The organism is Streptomyces olindensis, from assembly GCF_040645895.1.
GTDB lineage: Bacteria > Actinomycetota > Actinomycetes > Streptomycetales > Streptomycetaceae > Streptomyces > Streptomyces olindensis.
In genome coordinates, this window is sequence record NZ_JBEYZD010000058.1 from 1 (window position 1) to 17,242 (window position 17,242).

At 73.1% G+C, this 17,242-nt stretch carries 15 protein-coding genes; 7 read left to right on the forward strand and 8 right to left on the reverse strand.

All coding sequences use genetic code 11. The features are described 5' to 3' along the window. Positions 1-141: 141 nt before the first annotated feature. From ABZ948_RS29890 to zapE, 4 genes are all read right to left on the reverse strand, one after another. A complete protein-coding gene (locus ABZ948_RS29890) occupies positions 142-1,635 on the reverse strand; it encodes a SulP family inorganic anion transporter (protein ID WP_359764693.1) in 1,494 nt (497 codons plus the stop codon). A 14-nt stretch (positions 1,636-1,649) separates the two neighbouring features. Beyond that, complete coding sequence (locus ABZ948_RS29895) at positions 1,650-2,231, reverse strand: carbonic anhydrase (RefSeq protein ID WP_359764695.1); 582 nt, start codon at positions 2,229-2,231, stop codon at positions 1,650-1,652. 79 nt (positions 2,232-2,310) lie between these two features. Beyond that, positions 2,311-2,739 (reverse strand): hypothetical protein, encoded by a 429-nt coding sequence (locus ABZ948_RS29900; protein ID WP_359764697.1) that lies wholly within the window; start codon positions 2,737-2,739, stop codon positions 2,311-2,313. Between the two features lie 198 nt (positions 2,740-2,937). Further along, on the reverse strand, positions 2,938-4,035 hold the full coding sequence (gene zapE / locus ABZ948_RS29905; protein ID WP_359764699.1) for a cell division protein ZapE: 1,098 nt from the start codon (positions 4,033-4,035) through the stop codon (positions 2,938-2,940). 37 nt (positions 4,036-4,072) lie between these two features. On the opposite strand from zapE, the gene ABZ948_RS29910 reads away from it, so the two are divergent. The 5 genes from ABZ948_RS29910 to ABZ948_RS29930 all read left to right on the forward strand — a co-directional run bounded on the left by ABZ948_RS29910 (position 4,073) and on the right by ABZ948_RS29930 (position 9,039). Beyond that, positions 4,073-4,879 carry a pyrimidine reductase family protein gene (locus tag ABZ948_RS29910; protein WP_359764701.1) on the forward strand — a complete coding sequence of 269 codons (807 nt, stop codon included), beginning with the start codon at positions 4,073-4,075 and terminating at the stop codon, positions 4,877-4,879. Between the two features lie 253 nt (positions 4,880-5,132). Beyond that, positions 5,133-5,606, forward strand: coding sequence for an indole-3-glycerol phosphate synthase (locus ABZ948_RS29915; RefSeq protein WP_359764703.1), 474 nt, complete (start codon positions 5,133-5,135; stop codon positions 5,604-5,606). An 81-nt stretch (positions 5,607-5,687) separates the two neighbouring features. Beyond that, positions 5,688-7,079 (forward strand): UDP-N-acetylmuramate--L-alanine ligase, encoded by a 1,392-nt coding sequence (murC, locus tag ABZ948_RS29920; RefSeq protein ID WP_359764705.1) that lies wholly within the window; start codon positions 5,688-5,690, stop codon positions 7,077-7,079. Between the two features lie 14 nt (positions 7,080-7,093). Beyond that, complete coding sequence (gene msrB, locus ABZ948_RS29925; protein WP_359764707.1) at positions 7,094-7,501, forward strand: peptide-methionine (R)-S-oxide reductase MsrB; 408 nt, start codon at positions 7,094-7,096, stop codon at positions 7,499-7,501. Positions 7,502-7,575: 74 nt separating this feature from the next. Continuing rightward, on the forward strand, positions 7,576-9,039 hold the full coding sequence (locus tag ABZ948_RS29930) for a glycoside hydrolase family 3 N-terminal domain-containing protein (RefSeq protein WP_359764709.1): 1,464 nt from the start codon (positions 7,576-7,578) through the stop codon (positions 9,037-9,039). 4 nt (positions 9,040-9,043) lie between these two features. Here the strand turns inward: ABZ948_RS29930 and ABZ948_RS29935 are convergent, their stop codons facing one another. Continuing rightward, entirely contained in the window at positions 9,044-10,312 is a 1,269-nt protein-coding gene (locus tag ABZ948_RS29935) for a glycoside hydrolase 5 family protein (protein ID WP_359764711.1), read from the reverse strand. Positions 10,313-10,320: 8 nt separating this feature from the next. Here ABZ948_RS29935 and ABZ948_RS29940 point away from each other — a divergent pair, with 8 nt between their 5' ends. After that, the gene (locus ABZ948_RS29940) at positions 10,321-11,697 is read left to right on the forward strand and encodes an N-acetylglucosamine kinase (protein WP_359764713.1); all 1,377 of its coding nucleotides are present in this window, start codon (positions 10,321-10,323) and stop codon (positions 11,695-11,697) included. Next, the gene (locus ABZ948_RS29945) at positions 11,694-13,949 is read left to right on the forward strand and encodes a glycoside hydrolase family 3 N-terminal domain-containing protein (protein WP_359764715.1); all 2,256 of its coding nucleotides are present in this window, start codon (positions 11,694-11,696) and stop codon (positions 13,947-13,949) included. Before ABZ948_RS29940 ends, ABZ948_RS29945 begins: the two co-directional genes overlap by 4 nt. Here ABZ948_RS29945 and ABZ948_RS29950 read toward each other — a convergent pair. Genes ABZ948_RS29950 through ABZ948_RS29960 form a run of 3 tightly spaced genes read right to left on the reverse strand, consistent with a single transcriptional unit; the run spans position 13,913 to position 17,219 of the window. Continuing rightward, complete coding sequence (locus tag ABZ948_RS29950) at positions 13,913-14,809, reverse strand: carbohydrate ABC transporter permease (RefSeq protein ID WP_359764717.1); 897 nt, start codon at positions 14,807-14,809, stop codon at positions 13,913-13,915. The genes ABZ948_RS29945 and ABZ948_RS29950 overlap by 37 nt on opposite strands. After that, a complete protein-coding gene (locus ABZ948_RS29955; protein WP_359764718.1) occupies positions 14,806-15,843 on the reverse strand; it encodes a carbohydrate ABC transporter permease in 1,038 nt (345 codons plus the stop codon). The genes ABZ948_RS29950 and ABZ948_RS29955 overlap by 4 nt, the downstream gene beginning before the upstream one ends. Positions 15,844-15,845: 2 nt before the next feature. Then, positions 15,846-17,219, reverse strand: coding sequence for an extracellular solute-binding protein (locus ABZ948_RS29960; protein ID WP_359764720.1), 1,374 nt, complete (start codon positions 17,217-17,219; stop codon positions 15,846-15,848). Between the last annotated feature and the right edge of the window lie 23 nt (positions 17,220-17,242).

Genomic DNA, 17,242 nt, shown 5'->3' on the forward strand with positions numbered 1-17,242 from the left:
GGGGGGGGCATGCCCCGGGGGCGGGCGGGCGGGGGTGGTGGGCGGGGGGCGGGGGGCGGTGGGGGGGGCGGCCCGCCGCCTGGGGGGGGGCGCGCAGGGTGTGCGCGCCCCGGCCCCGGGGTTCCGGTGTGCGGGGACCGGCTAGGCGGCCGTGACCTTCTCGGCCGCCGGTGTCTCCTCGGACTCCGTGACCTTCACCGGCTCGGTGCCCGTCGCGCTGTGGCGCGCGGCCCAGTTCTCCAGGGCCGTGCGGCAGGCGTGGTCGAGGTGGTGCAGGCCCGACAGGTCCAGCTCGACCGGGCGGTCCTGGGGCAGCGCCTCCAGGCTGTCGAGGATCTTCGGCAGCCGCAGGAAGGTGGCGTTGCCCGACAGGTACGCCTGGATCGGGCCGGCGCCCTTGTCGATGATCTCGAGCTTGACGTGCGAGGCCTCCCAGGCGGTCTTGACGACCGACAGGGCCAGACCGATGAGCACGCCCTCGAACATGTTCACCGCGACGATCGACACGGCCGTGACGACCAGGATGAGCGCCTCGCCCTTGTGCGCCCGCCACAGCGCCGTGATCTGGCGGAACGGGATCAGCTTCCAGCCCGCGTGCACCAGGATGCCCGCCAGGGCGGGGATCGGGATCAGGGCCAGGGCCCACGGCATCGCGGCGGCGAACAGCAGCAGCCACACGCCGTGCAGCACCCGGGACGCCTTGGTCTTGGCGCCCGCGTTCACGTTGGCGGAGCTGCGCACGATGACCGCGGTCATCGGCAGCGCGCCGAGCAGGCCGCACAGGGTGTTGCCCGCGCCCTGAGCGATCATCTCCTTGTTGTACTCGGTGCGCGGACCGTCGTGCAGCCGGTCCACGGCCGCCGCGCTGAACAGGCTCTCGGCGGAGGCGATCAGCGCGAAGGCGATGATCGTGCCCCAGATGGCCGGGTTGGCCAGCTCGCCGAAGGCCTCGCCGCCGGGCACCTGGATGACGCCGAGCAGACCCTCCACCTGGACGGTGGCGACCGGCAGGCTGAAGGCGAGCGTGGCGACCGTGGCCAGGACGACCGCGGCGAGGGCGCCGGGCACGGCCTGGACGGCCTTCGGCATCTTCTTCCACAGCACGATGACGGCGATGGTGCCCGCGCCGATCGCGAGGGACGTCAGGGCCGTGGTGTTGCCGAGGGCGTCGGCGAACGCCCCGGGCAGGCCCGCGATCTTGCCGATCCCGGATTCCGGGGCCTTCAGGCCCGCCGCCGCGTAGATCTGCCCGGCGATGATCACCAGGCCGATGCCGCAGAGCATGCCCTCGACGACGGAGACGGATATCGCCCGGAACCAGCGGCCTATGCCGAGGAAGCCCATGGCGAGCTGGAGCAGACCGGCGAACAGCACGATCACGCCGAGCGTGGCCACGCCGAACTCGCTGACGGCCTCGAAGACCAGCACGGTGAGACCGGCGGCGGGCCCGGAGACCTGCAGGCTGCTGCCGCGCATCAGCCCGGTGACGATGCCGCCGACGATGCCGGTGATGAGACCCAGCTCGGCGGGGACGCCGGAGGCGACCGCCACGCCGACGCACAGCGGCACGGCGACCAGGAAGACGACGATCGAGGCGAGGAAGTCCTGCCTCAGGTAAGGGAACTTGGACAGCATGGTCACCAGCCCCCTCAGAGCGTCTCGAACGCGTCGGACTCCGCGCGGTGTTCCCGCACGACGCCGGTGTGGACCTCGTAGTACCAGCCGTGCAGCTGGAGTTCACCGGCCTCGAGGCGCTTCTCGATGCACGGGTAGGAACGCAGCCGCAGCAGCTGGGTCAGCACGTGGTTCTGCACGGCCTCGGCGACCGTCGGGTCGGCCGGGTCCGAGCACTTGGGCTCGTCCGCCGCGTGGGCGAGCCAGTCGCGCACGGCGGGTACGGCGGCGAGGTCGTCGTGGCGCACCACCGCGCCGACGGCGCCGCAGTGGGAGTGGCCGCAGACCACGATGTGCTTGACGCCGAGCACCTGCACGGCGTACTCGATCGTGGCCGCCTCGCCGGTGGGGGTGGCGGAGGCGTACGGGGGGACGACGTTGCCCGCGGTGCGCAGCTCGAAGAGCTCGCCGGGGCGGGCGCCCGTGATCAGGGCCGGTACGACCCTGGAGTCGGAGCAGGTGATGAACAGGACGTCGGGGGACTGGCCCTCGGCGAGGCGGGCGAACTCCTCAGGGCGCTGTCCGAACATGCGGGCGTTGTCGATGAGGGGTTGCATGAGTGTGGTGACTCCTCCTGGCGCGCAGTGGGGGCGCGTCGGACGGGCATGACAGAGGTGGGGGGTACTGCTCTGGTGCTCAGCAGCGGAAGACCTGCAGCGCTGCCGGCGTGTGCGACGCCGAGGATCTCGACGTGCGTTGGTGCGCGGTGCCGGGTCTGACCGGGTCGTCTGCCGTCGGCTGGATGTGCCTCAGCAGCGGCCGCTCGGGCGCTGAGGGCGCGGAGTCGGCGGCGTGGGCCCGGTCGCGGGTCCGCAGGGGACCGGTCGGGTCCCCGTGGTGACCGGCGCGGCATGTGGCGATCTCGTCGCGCAGTGCCTTGCCGGAGAACTTGGCACCGGGGCGTGAGGACTTGCCGGAGGGTTTGGTTCCGGGCTGAGCCTTGGCCTCGGCTTGACTGGGCGTGTGCGCGGATGCGAAGGATGCCGTCGGTGCGAAGAACTGAAGGGCGAGCAGGACGGCGGCGAGGAGCGAAACCACGGTCCGTGCCGTCGTACCTCGGAACATGCGCCCCCCTTCAGGTGATTCACACGTCTAGCGCTGACCAACCATTGGTCAATGGCTGGTCAAGAAACACGTTAACCCTGCAAAGCCATTTGCAGGGTTAACTTAACGTTTCAAGCTGAAGAGAGCCTGAAAACCGTAGGCGGGGTGGCTGGAAACAACCCTTGCGGTACGGCAGTTGGGGCGATATTGGGGTTGTGGTTACCGGGCGGTCGCCAGGTTGCCCGCGTCGCGGGCCAGGGCGGTGAGCCGGGAGATGGCCCGGAAGTACTTCTTGCGGTAGCCGCCGTTCAGCATCTCCTCGCTGAACAGCTGGTCGAAGGGCAGGCCCGAGGCCATGACGGGCACTTCCCGGTCGTAGAGCCGGTCCGCGAGGACGACGAGCCGCAGCGCCGTCGACTGGTCGGGAACCGGCCGCACCCCGGTGAGGCACACGGCCTTGATCCCGTCGGTCAGAGCGCCGTACCGGCTGGGGTGGACCCGGGCGAGGTGCTCCAGGAGGGGCGAGAACGCGTCGAGGGAAGCGCCCTCGGTGGCGTGCGCCGTCCGCGTCACCTGTTCGTCGGAGTACGGCGGCGGCGCCTCGGGCAGGCCGCGGTGGCGGTAGTCCTCGCCGTCGATGCGCAGGGCGCGGAAGTGCGCCGACAGGCCCTGGATCTCGCGCAGGAAGTCGGCTGCGGCGAACCGGCCCTCGCCGAGCTTGCCCGGCAGGGTGTTGGAGGTGGCGGCGAGCGCGACGCCCGCGTCGACGAGCTTGCCGAGCAGCGTGGAGACCAGGACGGTGTCGCCCGGGTCGTCGAGCTCGAACTCGTCGATGCAGAGCAGGCGGTGGCCGGAAAGGGTCTGGACGGTCTGCTGGAACCCGAGGGCGCCGACCAGGTTGGTCAGCTCCACGAACGTGCCGAACGCCTTGAGCGCGGGCTCGGCCGGGGTGGCGTGCCACAGGGAGGCCAGCAGGTGGGTCTTGCCGACGCCGTAGCCGCCGTCGAGGTAGACGCCGCGCGGACCGGAGGGGGCCTTCCTCGCCGGCTTGCCGAACCCGAACAGCCGCCGCCTGCCCGAGTCGGCCGGCCCGCCGAGTCCCGCCGCGAAGCCCTCCAGGACCTCGACGGCCTCGGTCTGGCTCGGCTGGTTCGGGTCGGGTATGTACGTGCTGAACCGCACGGAGTCGAACCGCGGCGGCGGCACCATCTCGGCGACCAGCCGGTCCGCCGGAACGTGCGGCTCACGCGCGCACAGGGAGAGCGGGGCCGCGTCGGTCACGGGGCCGGTACCGGAGGGAGCGGGGGAAGAGGACACGGTTCACCATGCTACGGCGCGTGGAACACTGCACGGCATGCGACGTCTGTTCCCTGTGACCGATGAAACAGCAGCTCCGGCCCCGGGCGGCGGGCCCGCGGAGGGCGCCGCGGGGCGGGAGTGGGGCCTCGCCGAGCTGGCCGCCGCGTACGCCTATCCGGAGCCGGGCCCCGGGGGTCCGGTGCCGTACCTGCGGGCCAACATGGTGTCCACGCTGGACGGGGCCGCCCAGCACGACGGCCGGTCGCAGCCCATCTCCAGCGCGACCGACATGCGGATCTTCGGCACGCTGCGGGCGCTGGCGGACGTGGTGGTCGTCGGGGCGGAGACGGTGCGCCAGGAGGGGTACCGGCCGGCCCGCGCGCGGGCCGACTTCGCGGCGATGCGGGAGGCCGCCGGGCAGACGCCCGCCCCCGCGATCGCGGTCGTCACCGCCAGCCTGGACCTCGACTTCTCGCTCCCGCTGTTCACCTCGCCCCTGGTGCCCACCCTGATCCTCACCGGCGCCGCGGCCGCCCCGGACCGCGTCGCCGCCGCCGAGAAGTCGGGCGCGCGGGTGGTGACCGCCGGCGACGGCATCGGCGTGGACCCCGCCCGCGCCGTCCGGGCCCTCGCCGGCCTCGGCCACACCCGGCTGCTGACCGAGGGCGGCCCGCGCCTGCTGGGCCAGATGGTGGCGGCCGGCGTGCTCGACGAGCTGTGCCTGACCGTCTCCCCGATGCTCACCGCGGGCGGCGCGCAGCGCATCGCCGGGGGGCCCGCCGTCACGGTCCCGCACCGCTTCACGCTGCTGTCGATGCTGGAGGAGGACGGTTTCCTCTTCACGCGGTACGGGCGGTCCTGACGTACTGAACCGGCCACGGCGGGGTACAAGGTGTCGGCGGTCGGGAAGTCCGGCCGGCCGGTACGTCCGGACACGGGGGCGAGGGTCGCCGCCGGTCCGTTAATCGGCGGAATATGCCGTTCTGTTTGGATTGCGGAGGGCACACTGGATCCGGCAGTGCCCGTGCGAACGCGGGGCAGGATGGTTTCCGCAGGGCCGGCGCGGCCCACGGACGAGTGGGGCCGCGGGCCCCCGGGAGCAGAAGGGGCGCCTGGTGTTCACAAGCGTATTGATGATCGAGAAGGCCCTGACGTCCGCCGACGTGGAGTTCGTCACGACCTTGCACGGTGAGGAGCAGGTCTCCTTCCAGGTGCTGCTCCAGCCGCGCGGCGAGCAGGCGGACCGGCTGCTGCGGGCCATCGACGATGTCGCCCTCGGCGAACTGGACGAGGCCGTGCGGGAGGGGGAGACGCCGGAGGGCGAGGAGGCGCTGAGCGTGGGGCAGCGGGCGCTGGAGGTGTCCCTCGCCGCGCTGCGGTCCTCCGGCAGCGCGGCGGAGGGGCGGCTGATCGAGGATCACCCGCTGGACGCGCTGAAGTCCCTGGTGGAGGAGGTCGGCGCCGACGAGGTCATCGTGCTCACCGACCCCCATTACGTGGAGGAGTTCTTCCACCGGGACTGGGCGTCGCGGGCTCGGCACAAGGTGGGGGTGCCGGTGCTGAAGCTGTTCTCGCACAGCAAGGCGTAGCCGCCGGTGGTGTCATCACCGGTGGACGCTTCGGCATAGGCTGTGCCGCTGAACGTTCCGCACACGCACAGGGAGAAACGCATGGCACCCGGCCTTCCCTCCGCCATGGACCGACCGCACTTCATCGGGATCGGTGGGGCCGGGATGTCGGGGATCGCGAAGATCCTCGCGCAGCGCGGGGCCCTCGTGGCGGGCAGTGACGCCAAGGAGTCGGCGACGGCCGAGGCGCTGCGGGCGCTGGGCGTGACCGTCCACATCGGGCACGCGGCGGAGCACCTGGCCGACGACGCCAGTTGCGTGGTCGTGTCGTCGGCGATCCGGCGGGACAACCCCGAGCTGGCCCGCGCCGCCGAGCTTGGGGTGCCCGTCGTGCACCGGTCGGACGCGCTCGCCGCCCTGATGGAGGGCCTGCGGCCGATCGCGGTGGCCGGTACGCACGGCAAGACGACCACGACCTCGATGCTCGCCGTGTCGCTGGGCGAGCTGGGGCTGAAGCCGTCGTACGCGATCGGCGGCGACCTGGACGCGCCCGGCTCCAACGCGCTGCACGGCGAGGGCGAGATCTTCGTCGCCGAGGCGGACGAGTCGGACCGCAGCTTCCACAAGTACGCGCCCGAGGTCGCGATCGTCCTCAACGTCGAGCTCGACCACCACGCGAACTACGCCTCGATGGAGGAGATCTACGAGTCGTTCGAGACGTTCGTGGACCGGATCACCGAGGGCGGCACGCTGGTGATCACCGCCGACCACGAGGGTGCGCGCGAGCTGACCCGGCGGATCGCGGGCCGTGGGGTGCGGGTGGTGACGTACGGCGAGTCCGAGGACGCCGCCGTGCGTGTCCTGTCGGTCGTCCCGCAGGGGCTGAAGAGCGAGGTCACCGTGGTGCTGGAGGGCGAGGAGCTGACCTTCACGGTCTCCGTCCCGGGCCGGCACTACGCGCACAACGCCGTCGCCGCGCTGGCGGCGGGCGTCGCCCTGGGCGTACCGGCGGCCGAGCTGGCCCCGGCGCTGGCGGCGTACACGGGCGTGAAGCGGCGGCTCCAGCTCACCGGCGAGGCCGCGGGCGTGCAGGTCATCGACTCCTACGCGCACCACCCCACCGAGATGACCGCCGACCTGGAGGCGATGCGCGCCGCGGCGGGCGACTCCCGGATCCTGGTCGTCTTCCAGCCGCACCTGTTCTCCCGGACGCAGGAGCTGGGCAAGGAGATGGGCCGGTCGCTGGCCCTGGCGGACGCCTCCGTCGTGCTGGACATCTACCCGGCGCGCGAGGACCCGATCCCCGGTGTGACGAGCGAGCTGATCATCGAGGCGGCCCGGGCGGCCGGCGCGGACGTGACGCCGGTGCACGACAAGGCGGACGTCCCCGGGGCGATCGCGGGAATGGCCAAGCCGGGGGATCTCGTTCTCACGATGGGAGCGGGCGACGTCACCGACCTCGGCCCGCGCATCCTGGACCGTCTGTCGAACTGAGGGGCTGGAGGCTCATGCCGTACGACGTGGAGAAGCCGGACGAGCAGTGGCGGGCGGAGCTGACGCCGGGCGAGTACGCCGTCCTGCGGCAGGCGGCCACGGAGCCCGCCTTCACCGGTGAGTACACCGACACCAAGACCCAGGGGGTCTACTCCTGCCGCGCCTGCGGTGCGGAGCTGTTCACCTCGGAGACCAAGTTCGAGTCGCACTGCGGATGGCCGTCCTTCTTCGACCCGAAGGACTCCGACGCGGTGGAACTGATCGAGGACCGCTCGCACGGCATGGTCCGCACCGAGGTGCGGTGCGCGCGGTGCGGCTCCCACCTCGGGCACGTGTTCGCGGGCGAGGGGTATCCGACGCCCACGGACCAGCGGTACTGCATCAACAGCATCGCGCTGCGCCTGACGCCCGAGGAGGGCTGAGACGGCGCGGGGTGATGAATGAGTGATCCATTGATCCGTTGACATTTGGCTCAACGAGCCAGAGGATTCGCGGAGTGACCCACTCTGCGCCCCTGCCCCCCGGTCTCGACGAGGCCGCCCATCGCTGCCTCGTCGCCGGTTTCGCCGGCACGACGACCGTGCCCGACCCGCTCAAGCGGCTCATCGACCGGGGGCTCGGCGGAGTCATTCTCTTCACCCGGAACGTGCGCGACGCGCAGCAGGTACGCGAGCTCACCGACACGCTTCGCTCCCTGCGCCCCGACCTGATCGTGGCCATCGACAACGAGGGCGGCGGCATCGGCCACCTGGTCGGCGCGGGCGCGCCCGACGTGCCCGGCTCCTACGCCCTCGGTGTCGCCGACGACCCGGCGCTCACCGCCCGCTGCGCCGACGCGCTCGCCGGGCACCTGGCCACGCTCGGCATCACCGCCTCCTACGCCCCCGTCGCCGACCTCCAGCACCATCCGCGCAACCCGATCGTGCGCACCCGGTCCTTCGGCGCCGACCCGGCCCTGGCCGCCCGGCACCTGCGGGCCTGGATCGCCGCCACCGAACGGCGGGGCGTGGCCTCCTGCGCCAAGCACTTCCCCGGGCACGGCGGCACCGAGACGGACAGCCACCACGGCATCGCCGTCGACCCCCGGCCGTACGACGAGCTGCGGGCCGACCTGGAACCGTTCCGCGCGGCCGTCGACGCGGGCGTGCCGATGATCATGAGCGCCCACGTCGTCTTCCCGGCCCTGGACCCCGAGCGGCCCGCCACCCTGAGCCGTCGCATCCTCGGCGATCTGCTCCGCCACGAACTGGACTTCGACGGCGTCCTGGTCAGCGACGCGCTGGAGATGAAGGCCATCGCCGACCGCTACGGCGAGGCCGCCGGGGCGCGGATCGCCCTCGCCGCGGGCGCCGACCAGGTCGTCGTCGCCGTGCCGGACCTGGAGACCACCCTGGCCTGCCGGGACGCGGTGCTCGGCGCGCTGCGTTCCGGGGTGCTGGCCGAGGAGCGGGTGCGGGAGGCCGCCGGGCGGGTGCGGCGGCTCGCCGAGCGGTACGCCGCCCCGGCCCGGGCGGTCGACGACTGGGACGCGGCCGCCGGGCTGGAGGCGGCGCGCCGGGCGGTCCGCGGCCGGCCGGCGCCGCCGGCCGTGCGCGGCGCCCACGTCGTCGACCTGTTCCCGCCGCCGCACCCGGCGCTCAACTGGGGCGGCGAGGACCTGCTCACCGAGGTGCGCGCCCTCGACCCCACCGCCACGGGGACCGCGCTCACCGAGGAGCCGGCCGAACGGGCCGCCGCCGTCGACGGGATCCTGCGCGCCGCGGGCGCCGCGCCGCTGGTCGTCGCCACCTGCGACGCCGGACTGCACCCCTGGCAGGAACGGCTGCGCGCCGCCCTGCTGGCCCGGCGGCCCGACGCCGTACGCGTGGACACCGGACTGCCGGAGGGCGGCGCGCTCTGCTCCTACGGGCGCGGGCGGGCGAACCTGCGGGCCGTCGCCGAGGTGCTGGCCGGAGCCTGACCCCTCACGGCAGCCGTACGACGTCCTTGATGCCGCGCGCCGCCAGGTACGCGGCGTCGTCCGCCCGTTCGGCCAGGACCACCGCCGGGCGGGCGCCCTCCGCGCGCAGGGCCGTCCACGCCTCGAAGTACGCGCCCCCCGGGCCGGAGACCGAGCGGGTGGACGGCGTGCAGTCCAGGACCAGGGCCGTGTCGCGGGGCCGGGCCGGGTGGTGCCCGGCGCGCACCTCGGCGACGGTCTCGGCGAGCGCGGTGGCGATCGGCTTGGCGCGGCCCCGGGAGTCGAACAGACCCAGGGTGTACTCCAGTTCCGGGTAGTCGGCCAGGGAGCGGTCCACGTCGTGGGAGCACCACCACGTCACGCCCCACAGCCCCTCGCACGAGGCCGCGTTCCGCACGGTCGCCCGGGCGAAGTCCGGGGCGTCGGCCGCCGGGATGTGGGGCTCCGGGGCACCCGTCTCCTGCACCCAGACCGGCCGGACCGGGTCCTCGGCGTAGGCCTTGGCGAGTTCCGTGCCGTACTCGGCGAGGTGCAGGACCTGCGGGGAGCGGGGGCCGTAGCGGCGGGCGCAGTCGCCGGAGAACACCCAGGGGTGGACGGTCGTCACATCGCCCTTGCGGGCCGAGGCCTCGGGGGTGAAGGGGTGGTCGTCGCCGTACCAGGCGGCGTCGTAGGCCGAGTGGGTCGCGAGCCGGCCCGCGGGCAGGTGCTCGCGGGCGGCGGCGAGCAGGGTGTCGAGGTAGTGGTCGACCTCGGCCGGGGTCACCGGGTTGTGCTCGACCAGGTTGTTGAGCTCGTTGCCGAGCTGGAGGCCGATGAGGTGGGGACGGCCGCCGAGGGCGCGGCCGAGCGTGCGCATCAGCTCGGCCTGGGCGGCGACCGCCTCCGGGTCCGTGAACACGTTGCGGTGGTGCCAGCTGCGCGTCCACTCCGGGTAGAAGTCGAAGCTCGACAGATGGCCCTGCACGCCGTCCACCAGGACGTCGAGGCCGGCCTCGCCCGCCAGGTCGACCAGGCGGGCCAGCTGGTCCACGGCCGCCGGGCGGATGAACGTGCGGTTGGGCTGGAGCAGCGGCCACAGGTGGAAGACCCGGACGTGGTCGAGACCGAGGGCGGCGATCTGGTCCAGGTCCTCGCGGGCGTGCGCCGGGTCGAAGTCGTGCCAGGCGTGGAACCAGCCGCGGCGGGGCGTGTAGTTGACGCCGAAGCGGAGCGTAGGGATGGGATCCTCCCCGGGTCGAGTCTTGCCCTGCGTGAATGCATCAATCACCATAGTCGGCGATGGGTAATGAATTGAACCAGGAGTGTCAAGGCGCCGCCTCCTTGGTGATCGGTCTCGACGCGGGCGGCACGCGCACCCGGGCGGTCCTGGCGACCGCCGAGGACGGCCGTCCGCTGGGCGAGGGCGCCGCCGGGCCGGGCAACGCCCTGACCGTCCCCGGGCCGCGGCTCACCGAGCACCTCGCCGAGGCGCTCGCGGGGGCCGTGCCGGAGCCGGTCCGGGACCGGGTGGTGGCCGTGGCCGGCGGTTTCGCGGGCGCCACGGACGCCGCCGCCGACGAGCCGGGGCGGCGCAACGCCCTGGCCGCCCTCACGGCCGCCCTGCGCCGCCTGGGCATCGACGCCGGCCCGCCCCTCGTCAGCAGCGACATCGAGGCGGCCTTCGCCGGCGCGCCGGGAGCACCGGCCGACGGACTCGCCCTGGTGGCGGGCACCGGCGCGGTCGCCATGCGGATCACCGCCCGCCGCGGCACCGCCACCGTGGACGGCGACGGCTGGCTCCTCGGCGACGACGGCAGCGGCTTCTGGATCGGCCGGGCGGCGGTGCGCGCCGCCCTCAGGATGGCCGACGGCAGGGGCGCGGCGACGGCGCTGGCGGCGACGGTGGGACGGGAACTGGGCGTGCCGGAGGACGTGCTGCCCGGCGGGCCGACGCTCGGCGCGGCCGGCGGTGTCGTGGTCCGGCCGCTCGGCGAGGACACGGACGCCCCGCACGAGACGGGGGGCCCGGGCGGGACCGGCGGCCTGGGAAGCACCAGCGGCCTGGGCGGGACCGGCGGCCCGGGTGGCACCCGCGGCGCCCCCGGCTTGGGCAGGACCGGCGGCCCGGGCGGGGCCCCCGGCGCGCCCGGGTACGCCCTTCCGCCCCACGCCGGCGGCCCCGGCTCGGGCAGGAGCGGTGGCCCGGGTGGCGCCCCCGGCCCGGGTGGCACCCCCAGCACCCCCGGCTTGGGCAGGACCGGCGGTCCGGGTGGGACCCCCGGCGCGTCCGGGTACCCCCTCCCGCCCCACGCCGGCACCTCCTGGTCCCGCCCCCACCGCGAGGCCTACCGTCGGCACCTGCTCCCCGCCGTCATGGCCGAGCCCCCTGTCCGCCTGGCACGGCTCGCCCCCCTCGTCGTCGAGGCGGCCGGGGACGCCGTCGCCCTGGCCATCCTGGACGAGGCCGCCGACCATCTCACCGAGACGGTCCGGGCCCTGGAGCCCGCCCCCGGGGAACGGGTCGTCGCCACCGGCGGGCTGCTCGGCCCCGACGGGCCCCTCACCTCCCGGCTCGAAACCCGCCTGCACGCCCTCGGCCTGACCCTCGACTGGGTCTCCGACGGCTGCCGGGGCGCCGTCGCCCTGGCCCGCCTCGCCCACCGGGACCGCACATGACCGTCGCCGCGCTCCTCTACCGGGATCCCGCCGCCCCCGTCGACGCCCGCGTCCGCGATCTGCTCTGCCGGATGACCCTGCGCGAGAAGGCGGGCCAGCTCAACCAGCGGATGTACGGCTGGGACGCCTACCGCCGTACCCCCGACGGCCGCTTCGAGCTCACCGACGCCCTCTACGCCGAGACCGAGCGGTTCGCCGGACTCGGCGCGCTGTACGGGCTGCTGCGCGCCGACGCCTGGTCCGGTGTCGACCACGCCACCGGATCCGGCGCCGCCGACGGCGCGGAACTGGCCCACCTCGTGCAGCGGCACGTCGTCGAGAGCAGCCGGCTCGGCATACCGGCGCTGTTCGTCGAGGAGGTGCCGCACGGCCACATGGCCCTCGACGGCACGGTCCTGCCCGTCAACCTGGCCGTCGGCGCCACCTGGGACCCCGCGCTGTACGAGCGGGCCGCCGCCCACGCCGCCGCCGAACTGCGCGCCCGCGGCGGCCATGTCGCGCTCGTCTCCGCCCTGGACATCGCCCGGGACCCGCGCTGGGGCCGGACCGAGGAGTGCTTCGGCGAGGACCCGTACCTGGCCGCCCGGCTCACCGAGGCGCTCGTCCGCGGCATGCAGGGCGAGCCGGGGCCGGACGGGACCTTCGCCGCCGACAAGGCCCCCGTCGTCCTCAAGCACTTCGCCGGGCAGGGCGCGACCGTCGGCGGCCGCAACTCCGCCGAGTCCGAACTCGGGCCGCGCGAGCTGCACGAGATCCACCTGCCCGCCGCCCGTGCCGGTGTCCGGGCCGGGGCCGCCGCCGTCATGGCCGCCTACAACGAGGTCGACGGGATGCCCTGCTCCGGCAACCGCGCCCTGCTCACCGGACTGCTGCGGGAGCGCTGGGGCTTCGACGGTCTCGTCATGGCGGACGGGCTGGCCGTGGACCGGCTCGCCCGCGTCACCGGCGACACGGTCTCCGCCGGCGCCCTCGCCCTCCACGCCGGTGTCGACCTCAGCCTGTGGGACGAGGGCTTCACCCACCTGGAGGAGGCGGTCGAGCGCGGCCTGGTGAGCGAGGAGACCTTGGACGAGGCCGTCGCGCGGGTCCTGCGGCTCAAGTTCCGCCTGGGCCTGTTCGACCAGCCCTACAGCACGGCCCCGTTCCCCGACCCCGCCGCCGGACGCGACATCAGCACCGACCTCGCCCGCGCCGCCGTCACCCTCCTCCACGACGACCGGGGCGTGCTGCCCCTGTCGGGCGCCGCACGGATCGCCGTCCTCGGTCCGCACGCCGACACCGTCGCCCACCACCTCGGCGATTACACCGCCCCGCAACGCCCCGGCACCGGCACCAGCGTCCTCGACGGGCTGCGGGGACTCGCCCCGGCCGGCATCGACATCCGCCACGCCCGGGGATGCGCCCTCACCGGCGGCGACCTGTCGGGCATCCCCGAGGCGATCGCCCAGGCCGCCGCCTCCGATGTCGCCGTGCTGGTGCTGGGCGGCAGCAGCGCGCGTTCCGCCGGGACCGAGTTCGACGCCAACGGCGCCGCGCGCACCCCCGTGTCGGAGATGACCTGCGGCGAGGGCGTCGATCTGGCCGGGCTGCGGCTCGGCGACGCCCAGTACGCGCTCCTGGACGCAGTGGTCGCGACGGGGACGCCGACCGTGGTCGTGCTGATCCAGGGCCGCCCGCACGTCGTGCCCGACACGGCGGCCGCGCTGCTCACCGCCTGGTACCCCGGCCCCTGGGGCGGCGAGGCGATCGCCGAAGTGCTGCTCGGCCTCGCCGGGCCCGTCGGCCGCCTGCCGGTCTCCGTGCCCCGCTCCGCGGCCCAGCTCCCCGTCTACTACAACCACAAGGACACCGAGTACGGCGGCTACGTCGATGACAGCGCCGAGCCGCACCACTCCTTCGGACACGGACTGGCGTACACGAGCTTCGCGTACGGCCCGCCGCGGCTGTCAGAGCACACCGTCGAGGCCGACATCACCAACACGGGCCGGCGCCCCGGCCGTTCCGTCGCCCAGCTCTACCTGCGCCGGCTGCGGACCCCCGTCTGGCCGCGCACGCTGGAACTGCACGGATTCCAGGCCGTCGACCTGGCGCCGGGCGAGACCCGCACGGTCGCGTTCCCGCTCGGCGCCGACTTCCAGGCCGCCGTCCCGCCCGGCACGGTGGTCGAGTTCCGCGTCGCGCAGTCCGCGCGGGCCGCCCTGACCGCCGTACCGACTCAGAGCTTCACGGCCCCCGAGGAGACGCCCTTGTAGAACCAGCGCTGGGTGATGACGAACAGCACCAGCACCGGGATCACGGAGATCACCGAACCGGCCATCACCATCCGCTGGTCGTAGCCGAACGACGAGGTCTGCAGCCGCGCCAGACCCAGCGTCAGCGTGAAGTGGTCCTCGGAGCGCAGCACGATCAGCGGCCACAGGAAGTCGTCCCAGGCGCTGATGAAGGTGTTGATGGTGACGACGAGGATCGCCCCGTAGGCGGAGGGCAGGTACAGGTACCGGAAGCGTTTCCACTCGCCCGCCCCGTCCAGCATCGCCGCGTCCTCGATCTCGCGCGGTACGGCGAGGAACGCGGCCCGCATGATGAGGACGTTGATCGCGGCGACGAAACCGGGCAGCCACACACCGACGAGGTTGTCGACCAGGCCCATGTCCCGGACGCTGAGGAACAGCGACACCATGATCGACTCGAACGGGAACATCATGGACGCCAGCAGCACGACCCACACCAGCTTCCGGCCCTTCCAGCCGGGCTTGGACAGCATGTAGCCGGCCATGGTGGAGAAGACGAGCTGGCTGGCGATGGACAGCACGGCCACGAACACGCTGTTGCGGATGTACGTCCACACCGGCACCTGGTCGAAGACCTCGCGGTAGGCGCGCAGCGACGGGTGGTGCGGGAACAGGGAGGCACCCGCCCCGAAGACGTCCTCGCCCGCGCCCTTGAGGGACGACAGCAGCTGCCACAGCAGCGGGCCGATGGTGATGAACAGGACGAACACCAGCAGCAGGTAGCGGACGACGAGTTCGCGGGGCCGGCCGTAGTCGCGCCAGCGGGGCATCAGACGCCGGCGGCGGGCCGGGCCGGGACGCTTGTCGACGGCGGTCGTCATGCCTCGTCCTCCTTCGTCAGGCGCTGGGCGAGCAGCGTGAGGCCAAGGGTCAGGGCGAACAGGGCGACGCTGACGGCGGCGCCGTAGCCGGCGTTGCCGGTGAGCGGGTCGAGGCCGACGTCGCGGATGTAGAAGGGCAGCGTGCGGTCGGCGCCGCCGGGGCCGCCGGTGGAGCCGCCGAGCATGTAGATCTCGGTGAAGACCCTGAGGGAGCCGATGCCGGTCAGCGTGCCGACCAGCATCATCGACTGGCGGACACCGGGCACCGTGACGTGCCAGAAGCGGCGCACGGCACCCGCCCCGTCCACGGCCGCCGCCTCGTGCAGCTCCCTGGGGACGTTCCCGAGGGCCGCCAGGTAGAAGATCATGTACCAGCCGAGGCCCTTCCACAGCGTCAGGCCCATCGCCGAGAGCAGGATCAGCCACGAGTCGGACAGGAACGGGATGGCCTCGCGGATGAGGTGCGCCCGCTGCAGCCAGGTGTTGACCAGCCCCTGGTCGCTCAGCAGCCACTGCCAGCTCAGGCCGACGACCACGCTGGAGGCGAGGACGGGCGTGTAGAACGCCGAGCGGAAGAAGCCGATGCCGGGCAGGTTCTTCTCGACGAGGATGGCGAGCAGCAGCGGCAGCAGCACCATCAGCGGGACGACGATCAGCGCGTACAGCAGGCTGTTGCGGGTGGCGAGCCAGAAGTCCGGGTCGCCCAGCATCCGCCGGTAGTTCTCCAGGCCGACGAGGTCGTACGCCCCGCCGAGCGGCTTGGCGTCGGTGAAGGACACGACGACGGTGTTGAGGAACGGGAAGACCCCGAACACGGTCGCCCCGATGATCGCCGGGGTCATCCACAGCCAGGGCAGCCACCAGCGGCGGTAGAGCGCCGCGCCCCCCGCGTCCGCGCTCGGGCCGGGCGTCACGGAGCGGAGGGCGCGGCGCAGGAGCCCCGGCGTCGGAGCGGGGGCAGCGGCGCCGGGGCGCGGGGCGCCCGCACCCGGGGGAGCGGGGACGGGCGCCTTGCGGACGGTCGGTGGGGTCATCCTCAGCTGCCCTGTTCGATCAGCTGGTTGGCCTTGGACTGGGCCTCCTTCAGGGCGTCCTCGGCGCTCTTCTTGCCCTGCATGGCCAGCTGGATCTGGGCCGAGATGGCGTTCAGCTCGCCCGGCGTCAGCGCGATCTCGTCGGCCGTGGCGGTCTTGCGGTCACTGGCGACGATCTTGCGGGCCTGGGCGAAGGGGTCGTCGCCCTTGACCGACTGGAAGAACGGGTCGTTCAGGGAGGCCGTGGTGGAGGGGAAGATGACGACGTTCGGGTCCTTCGCCCACTCCAGCTGGTTCTCCGCGTTGGTCAGGAACCGCGCGAAGGCCAGTGCCGTCGAGGCGTTCTTGCTGGTGGAGGCGACGCCGATGTACTGCGGGGCGCCGACGGTGTGGCCGAGGGCGTCCAGCATGTAGCGGGCCACGCCGGTCTTCTTGTAGACGCTCGGGTTGTTCTGCTGGATGAACCGCAGGAAGTTGGGGTTGGTCGGGCCGTAGACCAGCTTGCCCTGGCCGTAGACGTTGGCCGGGTCCTGCGTGGAGGAGAGCGAGTCGCGGGGCATGCCGCCGGCCTTGTAGAGCTTCGTCATGGCCTCGACCCACTGGGCCGTCTTGGGGTCGTCGGCGAAGGTGAACTTCTTGCCGTCCTCCGACAGGACCTTGATGCCCATCTGCTGCCAGTCGGCGGGGATGCGCAGCTGCGGGTTGGCGAGGAACGCGTAGTACTTGCCGCCGGAGGCCTTGGCTATCTTCTCCGCGTCGTCGAAGAGTCCGAGGACGGTCGTCGGAGGTTTGGCCGGGTCCAGGCCCGCCTTCTTCATCAGGTCGGTGTTGAAGGTCTGCACGATGCCGCCGGAGTACCAGGGCAGCACGCTGTGCACCTGCTTGCCGTCGGCGTCGGCGTACCTGCTGGACTTCCACATCGCGGGCGTGAACGGCTTGCCCGCGTCGGGCGCCTTGGCGTCCAGGTTCAGCAGGTAGCCGTTCTTCGTCAGCGCCACCGCCGTGTTGACGTTGATGTTCACCACGTCCGGCAGCGTGCAGCCCTGCGCGTCGGCGACCAGGCGCTGGGTGAAGGTGGCGTCGCCCGGGTCGTCGATCCAGTTGACCGTGGTGCCGGGGTGGGCCTGCTCGAAGGCGTCGATGACGCCGTTGAAGTACTTCCCGAAGTCCTTCTTCAGGTTGGTGGTCTGGAAGGTGATCTTCCCCTTGACCTCGCCGGAGAGCTTGCCGGAACCGACGTTGCCCTTGTCGACCTTGCAGCCGCCGGCCGTGGCGTCACCGCCGTCGGATCCGCCGCCGGACAGGCCGCAGCCGGCGGCCGTCAGCGTCAGGACGACCAGACAGGTCAGGGATCCGGTGAGTCTTCTTGCGCGCATTGCTGCCCTCCTGGGACCAGTCG

Excerpts from the sequence above, each read along its gene's own strand:
- ABZ948_RS29950 (WP_359764717.1), bottom strand. The coding sequence starts at position 14,809 with ATGACGACCGCCGTCGACAAGCGTCCCGGCCCGGCCCGCCGCCGGCGT.
- msrB (WP_359764707.1), top strand. The coding sequence starts at position 7,094 with ATGCCGTACGACGTGGAGAAGCCGGACGAGCAGTGGCGGGCGGAGCTG.
- ABZ948_RS29960 (WP_359764720.1), bottom strand. The coding sequence starts at position 17,219 with ATGCGCGCAAGAAGACTCACCGGATCCCTGACCTGTCTGGTCGTCCTG.
- ABZ948_RS29935 (WP_359764711.1), bottom strand. The coding sequence starts at position 10,312 with ATGGTGATTGATGCATTCACGCAGGGCAAGACTCGACCCGGGGAGGAT.
- ABZ948_RS29940 (WP_359764713.1), top strand. The coding sequence starts at position 10,321 with ATGGGTAATGAATTGAACCAGGAGTGTCAAGGCGCCGCCTCCTTGGTG.
- ABZ948_RS29945 (WP_359764715.1), top strand. The coding sequence starts at position 11,694 with ATGACCGTCGCCGCGCTCCTCTACCGGGATCCCGCCGCCCCCGTCGAC.
- ABZ948_RS29910 (WP_359764701.1), top strand. The coding sequence starts at position 4,073 with ATGCGACGTCTGTTCCCTGTGACCGATGAAACAGCAGCTCCGGCCCCG.
- ABZ948_RS29895 (WP_359764695.1), bottom strand. The coding sequence starts at position 2,231 with ATGCAACCCCTCATCGACAACGCCCGCATGTTCGGACAGCGCCCTGAG.
- ABZ948_RS29900 (WP_359764697.1), bottom strand. The coding sequence starts at position 2,739 with ATGTTCCGAGGTACGACGGCACGGACCGTGGTTTCGCTCCTCGCCGCC.
- ABZ948_RS29890 (WP_359764693.1), bottom strand. The coding sequence starts at position 1,635 with ATGCTGTCCAAGTTCCCTTACCTGAGGCAGGACTTCCTCGCCTCGATC.
- ABZ948_RS29955 (WP_359764718.1), bottom strand. The coding sequence starts at position 15,843 with ATGACCCCACCGACCGTCCGCAAGGCGCCCGTCCCCGCTCCCCCGGGT.
- murC (WP_359764705.1), top strand. The coding sequence starts at position 5,688 with ATGGCACCCGGCCTTCCCTCCGCCATGGACCGACCGCACTTCATCGGG.